This is a genomic window from Moorena sp. SIOASIH, from assembly GCF_010671925.1.
Classification (GTDB): Bacteria; Cyanobacteriota; Cyanobacteriia; order Cyanobacteriales; family Coleofasciculaceae; genus Moorena.
In genome coordinates, this window is record NZ_JAAHIH010000001.1 from 1,684,127 (window position 1) to 1,697,385 (window position 13,259).

The window sequence follows — 13,259 nt, forward strand, 5'->3', positions numbered from 1 at the left end:
TTATATAATAATTTAAATTAATCCTGATGTGATCGTTAATGTTAGTATAAAGGATATGATAAGCCAATGGAGTCGATTATTTATCAGCTAAGAGTATAAACTCTCTTCCTACAGTCACTAAATAATCGGCTTCGAGTAATTAACAGGTTTTGATTTCATCTTATTTTAAGAGATATTTTTTTTATTTGGTTGGGCTAACACTTGTGTATTAATAAGCTCATTAATGCCATTTTTTGTTAAGAAATTATCGATTAATTCAAATTAATCCTGATGTTATTGTTAATTTCAGTATAAATGATCGGATAATAAAATCTAGCAGATTATTCATCAGCTAAGATAATAAAATCTATTCCTACAGTCACTAAATAATCGGCTCCGAGTAATTAACAGGTTTTGAGTGCATCTTACCTTAATTACTGAATCTTTTGCCTGGGAGTGAACTACACCACAGTCAGACTATTCAAGGGTTATGGATTGACACTTTAAAGAGCATTCCTGAGGGGTGGAATGAATATGAGTGGGGTGGGCATCCTGCCCGCCCGGAAATTGTAACGGGCAAGATGCCCGTTCCACGCCTGATGTCCGTTCCACGCCTGATGCCCGTTCCACGCCTGATGTCCGTTCCACGCCTGATGCCCGTTCCACAGGTGCGCGCCCGTTCGCGCCCCGCGTCGGCTTTGCCGATAGGCGCGACCCAAGGGCGCGAGGGATTGCTCGCGCCCTTGGAGGCGCGCACCAAAGCGCGAATTTAATTCTTAATGGGTCAAGGGCACTTAAAAGATGCCCATTCCACAAAACTATTAAAATCATTCCATTATTAAGCAACGCCTTTTAAAGGCTTTCCTCTGGTCATTACTCCAGCCGTAAGAAATATTGCTGGTGCAGGTGACGGACCTGGTTTTGTTTTGGGTCTTAGCAGATCCAGGCTATTTAACAGCTTATGGAAAATCTAGATGCTTGTATGGCTTCTAATTGTGCAAATTTACCAAGTTTATTAGAGCAAGCAAATCAGCTTGCAGAAGAATTAGAGGCTTCTCGAATACGAGCGTCTAGAGGTAATCCTGGTTCTCAGATGTAGTAATTCTTATGCTATTGCACCATGGTTTCCCCTGGATATTATGTACTTGCTTTCATTATCGCGGCTTTAATTGTTTTCAAGACTATTCCTTTAGTTAAAGCGGCTGCCATCAACTATCAGTACACTGATTTACCAGCCGAGCGTAAAGTGCATCGACAACCGATGGTGCGTTTAGGGGGAATTTCTATTTGTGCTGGCACCTTACTTGCTCTATTTTTAGTATGGAGTCTAGGAGGGTTGGCTGATTTTCCCCCTGACGTTTATTCAGAGGTTTGGGCAGTTGTTCTCGGCAGTTTCTGCTTTTTCTTAATTGGCGTCACCGACGATTTGGTAAATTTATCGCCCTTAACGCGCTTGTTACTCCAAGCGGTCGTTGCCAGTGTCGCTTGGGAAATGGGGCTGGGGATTAGCGTTGTCAGCCTTCCAGGAGTGGGAATAGTACATTTAGGATGGCTCAGCTTACCTATTACCGTGCTCTGGCTGACAGCGGTTGTCAACGCCATAAATTGGATTGATGGACTGGATGGCTTGGCTTCAGGAGTCGCTGGTATTGCTGGGGTGATGATTTTCCTCCTCAGTTTGTTCATGGGGGAAACTGAGGCAGCACTGATTAGCGCGGCATTAGTAGGGAGTTTATTAGGATTTTTGTACTACAACTTCAATCCAGCTCAAATTTTTATGGGAGATGGTGGCTCCTACTTCATCGGTTTCACTATCGCTAGCCTGAGTGTGATTGGATTGGTTAAGGGTGCCGTAGCTACCACAGTCCTCTTACCCTTTCTGGTCTTGGCAGTACCCCTTTTAGACATGTCTGCTGTGATTACCCTGAGATTATGTCAAGGCAGCTCACCTTTCCAGGCCGATCAACGCCATCTCCATCATCGTTTGTTAAAGGCAGGTTTGTCTCATCGAGTAACGGTGTTACTGATTTACGCCCTAACGTTATGGGTTGGCAGTTTAGCTCTAGTGTGTGTTGAGGTTCCTCGCAGTCCGCTAATTATAGGTAGCACAACTATTTTACTGGGATGTGTCACTTGGAGAGCATGGGAGTCTGTCCATCACTCTTCAACGAAGGAGACAACAGTGGAGACAAAGGAAGGGGCCTTAAACCGATGATATTGTTTCCGTTTACATCTGATTACATCTAAATGGTAAACATTTATGGCCAGATGGCCATCTTCCCATCTGGCCATCTCCCCACACTTCCCACACTTCCCACACTTGCCGCGCCCGGGCCCCACACTCCCCACACTTCTGATATTTACAACACTTTCCACACTCCCTCTCTTTCCGTTGAAAAGACTATAGGTGGACTTATGGTTCTAATTAAACAACCAAAAACATCGAAACATATGAAAAACTGCTTACCAACAACAACAGTTAGTGAGCAGTCTCTGCGGTTGTCTGTACTAACTCAGTTTTTTCCTCCTGACTATGCTGCTACTGGCCAGTTAATCCAAGAGTTGGTGATGCAATTGGGCAAACAAGGCATGGACATTAAGGTGTTTACTGGGCAACCAGGCTATGCCTTTGGGACTGCCACTGCACCAATCTATGAAAAATTGGGAAAAGTACAAATTAAGCGATCGCGTGCGGCTCAACTGTGGCCTCAGCGCATTCGTGGTAAGGCTGTCAATGGCTTAATTTTTGCTGTGCGAGCTTTCTTGCACTTAGTTAAAAACTATCGTCGTCGTAATTTGGTGTTATTAACGACTGCGCCACCGTTTTTCCCTGTGGTTGCCTACCTGGCTCGTAGGATTTTTGGTATGCGCTATGTTTGCCTAATTTACGATTTTTATCCAGACATTGCTGTAGAGTTAGGAGTTATTGGTCACAATCATCCCTTGGCTCGATTTTGGAGAGGTCTCAATCGTCGGGTTTGGCGTAAAGCGGAGGCAATTATTGTCCTCAGTTCAGCCATGAAGCAACGAGTGATAGATACTTGTCCTAAACTAGCTAACAAGGTTGCAGTGATTCACAGTTGGGCTAACCCAGATGTGATTGTGCCACTCCCCAAGCCAGATAACTGGTTTGCCCAAAAACATAACTTAGTGAATAAGTTTACGGTGCTTTACTCTGGTAATATGGGGCGCTGCCATGATATTGACACGATTCTTGAGACTGCTAAATTACTGAAAGACGAACCGATTCAGTTTGTCTGTATTGGTAGTGGTGCGAAGCGAGAAGCCTTAATCGAGGACGTGAAGCGCTTAGGCTTAACTAACTTTCTGTTTTTGCCCTACCAAGACAAAGAGGTGCTGCCCTACTCCTTAACCGCTTGCGATCTCTCTTTAGTAAGTGTGATTCCTGGTATGGAAAGCTTAGTGGCTCCTAGCAAACTCTACTCCGCTTTAGCTGCTGGGGTTCCCGTGGCGGTAATTTGCTCTCGGGAAGCGTACTTAACTGAGCTGATTGCCAAGGCTAAGTGCGGTGCAAGCTTTGTGAATGGAGACAGCCAAGGTCTGGCTGACTATATCCGCTATCTGGCAGCTAATCAGGAGTTAGTCAAGTCTCTAGGTCAGGCTGGTCGTGAGTATTTATTAGAGAATTTTACTCCTGAAGTGATTGCTAAACAGTATGATCAGGTTCTTTGTGAAGCGTTGAGTGGGGAGTAGGGAGTAGGGAGTAGGGAGTAGGGAGTAGGGAGTAGGGAGTAGGGAGTAGGGGGCGTTGCTTAATAATGGAATGATTTTAAGAGTGTTGTGGAATGGGCATCTTGGTGGAACTGGCATCTTGGTAGAACTGGCATCTTGGTAGAACTGGCATCTTGGTAGAACTGGCATCTTGGTAGAACTGGCATCTTGGTAGAACTGGCATCTTGGTAGAACTGGCATCTTGGTAGAACTGGCATCTTGCCAGTTTCAATATATTTTCGGGCGGGCAGGATGCCCACTCTACTCCTATTCAAAAGAAGACTGACGCAACGCTCCCTCTTGCCTGTTCTCTGCTCCCTGCTCCCAGCTCCGAAGCTCCCTATAACATTGACTTATGGGCTGTTTTTTGATAATATTATTTACTGGAATTATTGTTGAATAAAATTCAATTAAAGATTAAACAATTTTCTATGAAGAATTATATCAATTATCCTAATTATGATGGAGTTTGCTTAGGGAGCAGGTCAAAGTTGCAGAACATTTGTACTATGTACCATGAGAGCAAGCTTAAACCCATGAGGGGGCTATAGATAATGTACAAATATTCTGCATAAGTGACATGCTCCCCCTATTACCTATTACCCATTACCTATTACCCATTACCTATTACCCATTACCCAGATTTAGTACTAATGTTGCTGCATAAGTGACATGCTCCCGTTTGCTTATCCTTTTAAGGCAAAGGCCAGAATTAATAAGGTCTTAAAGGCAATCAGCGCAATCAGTGCCAATAAAGACTTTACCTCATAGGTATAATCAATGCTATCTTCAAGCAATTTAGTAAATTGTCCTGAAAGCTCTAGGTTACTAAGAATACAGAATTAGGGTCTAACTAATCAGCACTGATTTTACGATTTAGTTTTTTTAGTAAATTATCTGATAAATTAACAAAGTTATGACAGCAATGATTCCAGCAATTTAAAAAAAAAATACTCAATTGTAATGAAAAATATAGATAATAAATAATTGGGGGTTAACTACTAAGTTTTGTTTGACTGATTTGTTTAAGAGATAATCGTAAAGTCTCAGCTCTCAGCTATCAGTTATCAGCTATCAGCTCTCAGTTATCAGCTATCAGCTCTCAGTTATCAGCTATCAGCTATCAGTTATCAGCTCTCAGCTTTTGAATAAAACAGGTAAGCATTGGTTTAATCTCTGTTACGTCAGCTGAAGGCTGACGGCTGAAGGCTGACCGCTGACCACTGACCGCTAAAATTAAATACTAGCTAGTTATTACTATCTAGATCCTTAAGTTTTAGGAGTGGGCTTCGATGGTCCTGTTGATCTCAGTCTCTCCCCACACCACTTTTCATGAGTTGTGATGTCAACAGCAGGAAAGTGATTAAGGGGGAGATTGTGTCTATTATTTTAGGGAGTAGGGAGTAGGGAATAGGGAGTAGGGAATAGGGAGTAGGGAGTAGGGAGTAGGGAGTCGGGAGAAGAGTTTTAGGGTGAGTTATCAGCTATTAGTTATAAGCTATCAGCTATCAGCTATCAGCTATCAGCTATCAGCTATTATTTATCAGCTATTAGCTGAATACTTACATTGTTCATGACCTATAGCGTTTCTCATAGCTATGAGGTACACAATATTTTTCACCTCTTGCCTCTTGCCTTTTGCCTTTTGCCTTTTGCCTCTTACCTGCTCCCTGCTCCCTGCTCCCTAAAACCCAGACATTTTTACCTCACAAGTCGTAGAATTGCTATAAAATTGTAGATGTTGGTATAAATTTTATGGAGGAAGTCTTGTGGTGAAATCCCCTACTCCCGTAATAACTCAACTACCTATTCTGGAAAATGGCGATCGCTTAAGTAGAGTAGAATTTGAACGACGCTATCATCAAATGCCTGAAATTAGGAAGGCGGAGTTAATTGAGGGGGTAGTTTACGTGGCATCACCAGTTAGGGTCAATAAGCATGGTCAACCTCATGGTAGGATTATTACCTGGCTAGGGACATATGAAGCCGCAACCCCTGGCATCATGCTGTGTGACAATTCTACAGTGCGGCTAGATTTTGATAATGAACCCCAACCAGATGCTTTGTTGCGCATTGAACAAGACAAAGGTGGACAGTCGAGAATTAGTGAGGATGATTACATTGAAGGTGCGCCGGAGTTGATTGTGGAGGTTGCCGCTAGTAGTGCTTCCTATGACCTCTATGATAAGCTGCGAGCCTATCGTCGGAATGGAGTGAAAGAGTATTTAGTTTGGCTAACCCAGGAGCAGGAGTTTCGCTGGTATGTGTTGCGCGAAGGGGAATATGTGCAACAGCAGCCAGATGCAGGTATATTGAGTAGCCTGGTGTTTCCTGGATTGCGCTTAGGGGTGGAGGCTTTATTAGCTGGAAAGATGCAGCAGGTGTTGGCGGTATTGCAAGAAGGGATAGATTCCGAGATGCATCAAGAGTTTGTAGCGCGATTATAGCAATTCCACGACTTGTGAGGTACAAATATCTAGGTTTTAGGGAGCAGGGAGTAGGGAGTAGGGAGTAGGGACTTCGGAGTAGGGAGTAGGGTAAGCTATGAGGTATAGCGCTACGCCCAAGGCAGCTATGCTGAAGGCAGCTATGCTGAAGGCAGAAGGCAGAAGTTGACTCTAACAAGGTTTTAGAGGAGATGTCAAGCTCAAACTATCAGGTTCAACAGAGGATCATGTACCACACTGACCCACCCCGTCCTCCCAGGGAAACTATGCCCACTATGTATGATCTACCTAGTGAAGACCCAGAGGAGCCTGGTTTGCCTGACGAATTTCATGACTTCCAACCCCAGCTATTGCGAGAAACTTGCCAACCTCCCAACTATCCTAGGGAGGAAATGTTCATTGGTACAGACCTGAATTTATATTACGATAGCCGTCATTCGTTATGGCACAAGCGACCGGATTGGTTTCTGGTATTGGGTGTGACTCGCGCTCAACAACAACTTGACCTGCGCTGGAGTTATGTGGTTTGGCAGGAAGGAATAGCCCCATTTTTGGTAGTGGAACTCCTATCACCAGGTACGGAAGCTGAAGATTTAGGACAAACCCTAAGGTCTGCGAACAAGCCACCTACTAAATGGCAAGCTTATGAGCAGTATATGCGGATTCCTTACTATGTAGTTTTTGACCGTTATGACAACCAGTTGCGGGTGTTTCAATTAATGCCCATACAGTATCAGGCGGTAGAACTTTCTGAACCGAAATTTTGGTTTCCAAGGCTGGAATTAGGGTTAGGAGTTTGGCAGGGGAAATATCAAGAAACAGAAGGGTTGTGGCTGCGTTGGTATGATGGCGCAGGTAATTGGATTCCAACTTCAGCAGAACGGGCTGAACAGGAACACCAACGGGCTGAACAGGAACGCCAACGGGCTGAACGATTGGCAGAACGATTGCGTAGCCTTGGGGTCAATCCTGATGATTTGTAATTATAGGGAGTAGGGAGTAGGGAGTGGGGAGTAGGGAGTAGGGAGTAGAGTTTCAGCTATCAGCTATCAGCTATCAGCTATTAGCTATCAGCTATCAGCTATCAGCTATCAGCTATCAGCTTTTGAATAAAATGAAACAGGCAAGATGCCGGTTCTAGAGTTGAGGCAACAGGCAAGATGCCGGTTCTACACTTGAGGCAACAGGCAAGATGCCTGTTCTACACTGGGGACACAGGCAAGATGCCGGTTCTACACTTGAGGCAACAGGCAAGATGCCTGTTCTAGAGTTGAGGCAACAGGCAAGATGCCTGTTCTACACTGGGGACACAGGCAAGATGCCGGTTCTACACTTGAGGCAACAGGCAAGATGCCGGTTCTACACTTGAGGCAACAGGCAAGATGCCTGTTCTACACTTGAGGCAACAGGCAAGATGCCTGTTCTACACTCTTCTCCCCCCTGCTCCCGATTCCCGATTCCCGATTCCCGATTCCCGATTCCCGATTCCCGATTCCCGATTCCCGATTCCCGATTCTAAATTCGCGCATTCCCTACTCCCTACTCCCTACTCCCTACTCCCTTTGCGATATGAATATACTGACTGACTTAGTTAAAGCATTGCTACGGTATCAAGGAAGAGATTGGCAGAGCTTTGATCCGATTATCCTTCGGAAAGCGGGGATGCCTGGAGTGGAGCCAGATGCTTGTTTCTACATCCAAAATTATCAAGCAATTTTAGGAAAGCGAAGACTAGACCTGAGCCAAGATCCACCTCCGGACCTCGCCCTAGAAATTGACCTGACTTCAATTACTGATATTAACGACTATAGCGGTTTTCAATTAGGTGAGGTACATATTTTGAGGGAGTAGGGAGCAGGGAGTAGGGAGTAGGGAGCAGTGAATTCAGAAGACGTAAGAGCTAAGAGGGTAAAAATTATGTGTACCTCATTAGAATAAAAACCGCTATACATTCCCCTAGCTGTTCCAGAAGTTTGGATTTACAAAGCTGACACAATTCACATCTATCGATTTGAAAGCGATCGCTATTTAGAGGTTCAAACCAGCCAAATTTTTCCAAATTTCCCGGTGAAAGAAACCATTCCTCAATACGTTAATAGGGCATGGCAGTTTGGTTCTAGTGTGGCTCTGCGAGAATTCGTTGGACTTCTTGGAGAAGAAGGGAGTAGGGAATAGGGAATAGGGAGTAGGGAGTAGGGAGTCGGGAGTCGGGAGAAAAGTTTCAGGGTAAGCTATAGCGCTACGCGCAAGGCAAGAGGCAAGATGCCTATTCTACTCTTGGGGCACAGGCAAGATGCCTGTTCTACTCTTGGGGCACAGGCAAGATGCCTATTCTACTCTTGGGGCACAGGCAAGATGCCTGTTCTACTTTTGGGGCACAGGCAAGATGCCTGTTCTACTCTTGGGGCACAGGCAAGATGCCTATTCTACTCTTGGGGCACAGGCAAGATGCCTATTCTACTCTTGGGGCACAGGCAAGATGCCTGTTCTACTCTTGGGGCACAGGCAAGATGCCTGTTCTACTTTTGGGGCACAGGCAAGATGCCTATTCTACTCTTGGGGCACAGGCAAGATGCCTGTTCTACTTTTGGGGCACAGGCAAGATGCCTGTTCTACTTTTGGGGCACAGGCAAGATGCCTGTTCTACTTTTGGGGCACAGGCAAGATGCCTATTCTACTCTTGGGGCACAGGCAAGATGCCTGTTCTACTTTTGGGGCACAGGCAAGATGCCTGTTCTACCATTGCTTTACCACATTTCCCATACTCTTATCCCTACTCACCATACTCCCTGTTTCCGATTCTAAATTCTAAATTCTAAATTCCCTGCTCCCTGCTCCCTGCTCCCTGCTCCCTGCTCCCTGCTCCCTGCTCCCTAATCCCTGCTCCCTACTCCCTACTCCCTACTCCCTACTCCCTTCTTATACAATGCCACCATCAACACCTGAAACCAAACGATGTCAACGCAACCGGAAGCGTTCTAAACGAAGAGCTATTTTATGTCCGATTCATGGTTGCTACCTTGATAGCGTTAGTCAAAAGTATCGGTTGTTTGCTGACCGCCCAGGACAACTTCAGCAGCGTGGGGTTAAACAAAAATATGCCTTGATGCTGATAGCGAGTAAAACTACAGTAGCTCTGGAAGGAGAATGGCTAGAGGCTTTTTGGTGTAGTGAGTGCGAGGAAACCAAGTGGTATCACGTGTGCAAGAGTGGCGATCGCATTTATAAGGTATCTTTGGCTCCTGCTGAGTTATGGCAGCAGGTAACAGGGGTGATTGATCCGAATGGCAACTCTTCAGTGGGAGAGTTTACCCGTCGCCAGTCTAAACGGATTGGTTTTTATGGGGTTAAAGATTTTGGGGCGATTTAGTTTTTTAGTTTATGAATAGTTATGATAAATTACTAGCTAAAGTATAGGCAAAATGCCAAGGGCAAGAGGCAAGAGTCGTAAACTAGTAGAGTTGATTAATAACAGAGGCAATCAGTTGAGTTTATTCTTTAATAGTTTCTAAAAAAAACTTTGGCATTTTGCCTCTTGCCCAGAAGTGTTTAACGTTTTAAATTTAAACACTTATGATAATATTATTGCTGAACAAACGCTGATTAATTTCCAGTTAAATGGGAATTAATTTTTGATGCAGAATAACTACTGACTAGTGACTCCTAAATTTTAGAGCTTTTAATTCAAGGTGCAAGATATCAGTTAGAGAAGCGTTAACGATGAATCGCTTTTTGAGCTTATTAGTTTCACTCTAAATTATTTACCTAAAAAATTAAGCTTTCCTATGAAAAAATTACTGGTAACAGGCTCCTCAGGATTGATTGGGTCTGAAGTTTGTGGTTACTTTGCTCAGCAAGGTTGGCAAATTCACGGTATTGATAATAATCAACGGGCTGTTTTCTTCGGTTCCCAAGGGGATACACGCTGGAATCAGCAGCGGTTGCAACAGACAATTCAAGACTTTGTTCATCATGAATTCGATATACGCGATCGCAAAGGTATTTTAGACCTAATGGCGCAGCTCAAGCCAGACGCCATTGTACATACAGCAGCCCAGCCTTCCCACGACCGCGCCGCAGCCATTCCTTTCGCTGACTTTGATACCAATGCCGTGGGGACGTTGAACTTGCTAGAGGCTGCGAGGCAATCTTGTCCAGAGTCGCCCTTTGTACACATGTCTACTAATAAAGTGTATGGCGATCGCCCCAATACTATTCAGCTTAAGGAACTAGACACTCGTTGGGATTATGACGACCCGGCTTACACCAACGGTATTCCTGAAACCTTTAGCATCGATCAATCAAAGCACTCTTTGTTTGGCGCATCCAAAGTTGCTGCTGATGTGATAGTGCAGGAATATGGTCGCTACTTTAACATGCCCACAGCTTGTTTACGGGGTGGTTGTCTGACCGGACCAAATCATTCCGGTGTGGAACTCCACGGTTTCCTAAGTTATCTGGTCAAGTGTAATCTGGAAGGTCGGGAATACAAGATTTTTGGCTATAAGGGTAAGCAAGTACGGGATAATATCCACTCTCTGGATGTGTCGCGGTTTATTCACGCTTTTATCGAAGCACCTCGAATTGCAGAGGTTTATAACATCGGTGGCGGAAAAGGCAATAGCTGTTCAATTCTCGAAGCATTTAAGCTGGCAGAAACCTATAGTGGTAAAGCGATGCGCTATACCTATCTACAAGATAATCGGATTGGCGATCATATCTGTTATTACTCCGATTTGAGTAAGATGCGTGAGCATTACCCCAGTTGGGATATTTCGGTGTCGTTGGAAGAAACAATTCAGCAAATTGTGGAATCTTGGCAAGCTCGTTTGGCTAAATCAGCAGTAACGGTTTGAGTATATAGCAGTTTGGGATTTTGTTAAGTACATAGTTCTGGGTTTTAGGGAGTAGGGAGTAGGGAGTAGGGAGTAGGGAGTAGGGAGTAGGGAGTAGGGAGTAGGGAACAGAGAAGTCGGAAGAGGGAAAAAATCCTGATTATCTCTTGCCTGTTGCCTTTTGCATGGAAGCCTTTCCCTACACCTCCCTCTCTTTACCTGTTCCCTGTTCCCTATTCCCTGTTCCCTGTTCCCTGTTCCGATCAATTCTAGTTTGATATCTGATTTTAAAACGCTATATATTGTGACAAAACTCAAAAAACTCATTCCTAATTTGCGATCGCCAGCCTATCGTCTGGTCGGCGAGACAGCCCGGAAAAACTGGTGGCTGATTGGGATGAACCTGGTTACCAATCTCGTCAGTGCCTTCCTAGAGGGCAGCACCCTAGGTGTTATTTATCTGGCCGTGGGTTACCTAACGGGGACTGATGACCCTGGAACAGATACACCAACCAATCCAACCATAGCTAAAACTCTTGCATTGATTCTGCCTTTGCCACCAGAGCAAATGTTTTTAGTTTTAATCTTTGGGGCAGTGGTGCTGCAAATCGGCTTAAGTCTGAGTAACTATCTCAATAAGGTATCGACAGCTTACCTATCGGCCAAAGCACAGCCCTATGTGACGGGGAAAGTGTTTGAACGAATTATGACCTTTAGCTATGGCTGTGTCAGCCGCTATAAGGTCGGTGACCTAGTACTTTTTGCCAAAGATGCCGCTTTTGCAGTTGATCAAAATATCACACAATTCAACAATCTGGTGGTGAGTCTGTCATTCTCGTTGGTGTACCTGGTTATTATCGTGCGCCTATCCCCAATCTTGGCAGTAGCGGCAACGGTGCTGATCCTGGCGGTGGCTTATGTGCAGTACAAGCTGATTCCCCGATTACGACGAGTGGTAAAGCGGGTGACCGCAAGCCAGGTGGAGTCGGCTAAGTATATTACTCAGAGCATCCAGGCATTGAGGTTGTTGCATACCTTTGGTACCCAGCCACAGACACTAACGGGGGCAAATCAGATATTAGGTAAAATCGAGAAACAACTAAAAAAGCGGGCATTGGTCTTGTACCTGCCGGAGCCTATTTTAGAGACTTTGCCTATGGTAGCTCTGGGAATTTTGGCGGCTTCCGCAGTACTATTTGAAGGGGGTAAGGCCACAATCCTACCTCTGTTGTTGACCTTTTTGCTGGCCTTGCAACGGTTATCGGGGCGCTTGAAAGCAACTTCAAACACGATTACAGCTTTTGTGGATAACAGCGGCCGGATGGTACGGTTAGAGACAATTTTAGACCAGCGGGATAAGGTATTTGAGCACTCGGGCACGGAGCAGTTTACACGGCTAAGGGAAGATATTGAGTTTAAGTCTGTAAGCCTTTCCTATAGTAACGATGATAACCTTGCCTTGAACAATCTCACCTTTACTCTGCCCCGACATCAAGTAACTGCCTTAGTCGGGGAGTCGGGGGCAGGTAAGTCTTCGATTATAGATTTGTTCATCGGGCTGTATCAACCGACGGCAGGACATATTCTAGTCAATGGTCGTCCTCTAGCAGACTATTGCTTGGAAGACTGGCGGCGACAGATCGGGGTGGTCAGTCAAGATACGTTTATTTTTAATGACAGTATTTTAGAGAATTTGCGTTACGGTCGTCCGTCAGCAAGCTTGGATGAGGTGGTGGAAGCAGCGAAAGCAGCCCAAGCCCATAAGTTTATTTTAGCCTTGCCTGATGGATACGAAACCGTGGTGGGTGAGCGGGGCTATCGACTCTCTGGTGGACAGCGGCAACGATTGGCTCTGGCACGGGCATTAATTAAGCAGCCAGAGATTTTAATCTTGGATGAGGCAACCAGTGCATTAGATAGTGAATCCGAGAAGTTGATTCAGCAGGCATTGGAACAGTTCCAAAAGGAACGAACCGTGATTGTTGTGGCACACCGACTTTCGACCATTGCTGAGGCTGATCAGATTTTAGTGCTAGAGCGGGGAGAGGTTGTGGAGCAGGGAACCCATAAGTCGCTTCTGCATCAAGGTGAGCGTTATGCAGGCTATTGGAAGTTGCAGAGTAGCCAGGTGGCAGTTTAAGGCAGTAGCTTGAGGCAGGGCTGTTTCATTCTTGACCCTAAAATTGATCAGGGAGTGGGGAGTGGGGAGCTTACAAGGGTAGGTTTTTTACATTTGGGTCGGCAGTCGGGAATCGGGAGTCGGGAG

Annotated in this window: 14 protein-coding genes; 10 read left to right on the forward strand and 4 right to left on the reverse strand. The window is 45.1% G+C overall.

The annotated features are described in order from the left end of the window. Positions 1-456: 456 nt before the first annotated feature. Positions 457-645, reverse strand: a complete 189-nt coding sequence (locus tag F6J90_RS07320) for a hypothetical protein (RefSeq protein ID WP_293091784.1) — start codon at positions 643-645, stop codon at positions 457-459. Positions 646-1,099: 454 nt separating this feature from the next. Here F6J90_RS07320 and F6J90_RS07325 point away from each other — a divergent pair, with 454 nt between their 5' ends. Both F6J90_RS07325 and F6J90_RS07330 read left to right on the forward strand, forming a co-directional pair. After that, positions 1,100-2,194, forward strand: coding sequence for an MraY family glycosyltransferase (locus F6J90_RS07325; protein ID WP_293091785.1), 1,095 nt, complete (start codon positions 1,100-1,102; stop codon positions 2,192-2,194). Positions 2,195-2,394: 200 nt separating this feature from the next. Next, positions 2,395-3,693, forward strand: coding sequence for a glycosyltransferase family 4 protein (locus tag F6J90_RS07330; protein WP_293091786.1), 1,299 nt, complete (start codon positions 2,395-2,397; stop codon positions 3,691-3,693). Here F6J90_RS07330 and F6J90_RS07335 read toward each other — a convergent pair. Then, entirely contained in the window at positions 3,619-3,912 is a 294-nt protein-coding gene (locus F6J90_RS07335; protein WP_293091787.1) for a hypothetical protein, read from the reverse strand. The genes F6J90_RS07330 and F6J90_RS07335 overlap by 75 nt on opposite strands. 1,568 nt (positions 3,913-5,480) lie before the next feature. Between F6J90_RS07335 and F6J90_RS07340 the strand changes: the two genes are divergently transcribed. The 4 genes from F6J90_RS07340 to F6J90_RS07355 all read left to right on the forward strand — a co-directional run bounded on the left by F6J90_RS07340 (position 5,481) and on the right by F6J90_RS07355 (position 8,009). Continuing rightward, positions 5,481-6,158: a Uma2 family endonuclease gene (locus tag F6J90_RS07340; protein WP_293091788.1), complete on the forward strand. Its 678-nt coding sequence runs from the start codon at positions 5,481-5,483 to the stop codon at positions 6,156-6,158. Between the two features lie 227 nt (positions 6,159-6,385). Next, positions 6,386-7,141: a Uma2 family endonuclease gene (locus F6J90_RS07345; RefSeq protein ID WP_293091789.1), complete on the forward strand. Its 756-nt coding sequence runs from the start codon at positions 6,386-6,388 to the stop codon at positions 7,139-7,141. A gap of 399 nt (positions 7,142-7,540) precedes the next feature. Further along, positions 7,541-7,744 carry a hypothetical protein gene (locus F6J90_RS07350; protein ID WP_293091790.1) on the forward strand — a complete coding sequence of 68 codons (204 nt, stop codon included), beginning with the start codon at positions 7,541-7,543 and terminating at the stop codon, positions 7,742-7,744. Further along, positions 7,728-8,009 (forward strand): Uma2 family endonuclease, encoded by a 282-nt coding sequence (locus tag F6J90_RS07355; protein ID WP_293091791.1) that lies wholly within the window; start codon positions 7,728-7,730, stop codon positions 8,007-8,009. The genes F6J90_RS07350 and F6J90_RS07355 overlap by 17 nt, the downstream gene beginning before the upstream one ends. On the opposite strand, the gene F6J90_RS07360 is transcribed toward F6J90_RS07355, so the two are convergent. Then, positions 7,976-8,110: a hypothetical protein gene (locus tag F6J90_RS07360; RefSeq protein WP_293091792.1), complete on the reverse strand. Its 135-nt coding sequence runs from the start codon at positions 8,108-8,110 to the stop codon at positions 7,976-7,978. The two genes, F6J90_RS07355 and F6J90_RS07360, sit on opposite strands and share 34 nt — an antisense overlap. A 310-nt stretch (positions 8,111-8,420) precedes the next feature. On the opposite strand from F6J90_RS07360, the gene F6J90_RS07365 reads away from it, so the two are divergent. From F6J90_RS07365 to F6J90_RS07375, 3 genes are all read left to right on the forward strand, one after another. Continuing rightward, positions 8,421-8,963: a hypothetical protein gene (locus F6J90_RS07365; protein WP_293091793.1), complete on the forward strand. Its 543-nt coding sequence runs from the start codon at positions 8,421-8,423 to the stop codon at positions 8,961-8,963. 121 nt (positions 8,964-9,084) lie between these two features. Next, positions 9,085-9,528: a hypothetical protein gene (locus F6J90_RS07370; RefSeq protein WP_293091794.1), complete on the forward strand. Its 444-nt coding sequence runs from the start codon at positions 9,085-9,087 to the stop codon at positions 9,526-9,528. Positions 9,529-9,943: 415 nt separating this feature from the next. Next, positions 9,944-11,014: an NAD-dependent epimerase/dehydratase family protein gene (locus F6J90_RS07375; protein WP_293091795.1), complete on the forward strand. Its 1,071-nt coding sequence runs from the start codon at positions 9,944-9,946 to the stop codon at positions 11,012-11,014. Here the strand turns inward: F6J90_RS07375 and F6J90_RS07380 are convergent. Further along, positions 10,997-11,311 carry a hypothetical protein gene (locus F6J90_RS07380; protein WP_293091796.1) on the reverse strand — a complete coding sequence of 105 codons (315 nt, stop codon included), beginning with the start codon at positions 11,309-11,311 and terminating at the stop codon, positions 10,997-10,999. The two genes, F6J90_RS07375 and F6J90_RS07380, sit on opposite strands and share 18 nt — an antisense overlap. Here F6J90_RS07380 and F6J90_RS07385 point away from each other — a divergent pair. Next, positions 11,298-13,133, forward strand: coding sequence for an ABC transporter ATP-binding protein (locus F6J90_RS07385; protein WP_293091797.1), 1,836 nt, complete (start codon positions 11,298-11,300; stop codon positions 13,131-13,133). The genes F6J90_RS07380 and F6J90_RS07385 overlap by 14 nt on opposite strands. The last annotated feature ends 126 nt before the right edge of the window (positions 13,134-13,259 follow it).

What these genes read in the sequence shown, in the direction of transcription:
- F6J90_RS07325 (WP_293091785.1), top strand. Translation starts at nt 1,100, where the DNA reads ATGGTTTCCCCTGGATATTATGTACTTGCTTTCATTATCGCGGCTTTA.
- F6J90_RS07330 (WP_293091786.1), top strand. Translation starts at nt 2,395, where the DNA reads ATGGTTCTAATTAAACAACCAAAAACATCGAAACATATGAAAAACTGC.
- F6J90_RS07335 (WP_293091787.1), bottom strand. Translation starts at nt 3,912, where the DNA reads ATGCCAGTTCTACCAAGATGCCAGTTCTACCAAGATGCCAGTTCTACC.
- F6J90_RS07345 (WP_293091789.1), top strand. Translation starts at nt 6,386, where the DNA reads ATGTACCACACTGACCCACCCCGTCCTCCCAGGGAAACTATGCCCACT.
- F6J90_RS07350 (WP_293091790.1), top strand. Translation starts at nt 7,541, where the DNA reads ATGCCTGTTCTACACTTGAGGCAACAGGCAAGATGCCTGTTCTACACT.
- F6J90_RS07355 (WP_293091791.1), top strand. Translation starts at nt 7,728, where the DNA reads ATGAATATACTGACTGACTTAGTTAAAGCATTGCTACGGTATCAAGGA.
- F6J90_RS07360 (WP_293091792.1), bottom strand. Translation starts at nt 8,110, where the DNA reads ATGTATAGCGGTTTTTATTCTAATGAGGTACACATAATTTTTACCCTC.
- F6J90_RS07365 (WP_293091793.1), top strand. Translation starts at nt 8,421, where the DNA reads ATGCCTATTCTACTCTTGGGGCACAGGCAAGATGCCTGTTCTACTCTT.
- F6J90_RS07370 (WP_293091794.1), top strand. Translation starts at nt 9,085, where the DNA reads ATGCCACCATCAACACCTGAAACCAAACGATGTCAACGCAACCGGAAG.
- F6J90_RS07375 (WP_293091795.1), top strand. Translation starts at nt 9,944, where the DNA reads ATGAAAAAATTACTGGTAACAGGCTCCTCAGGATTGATTGGGTCTGAA.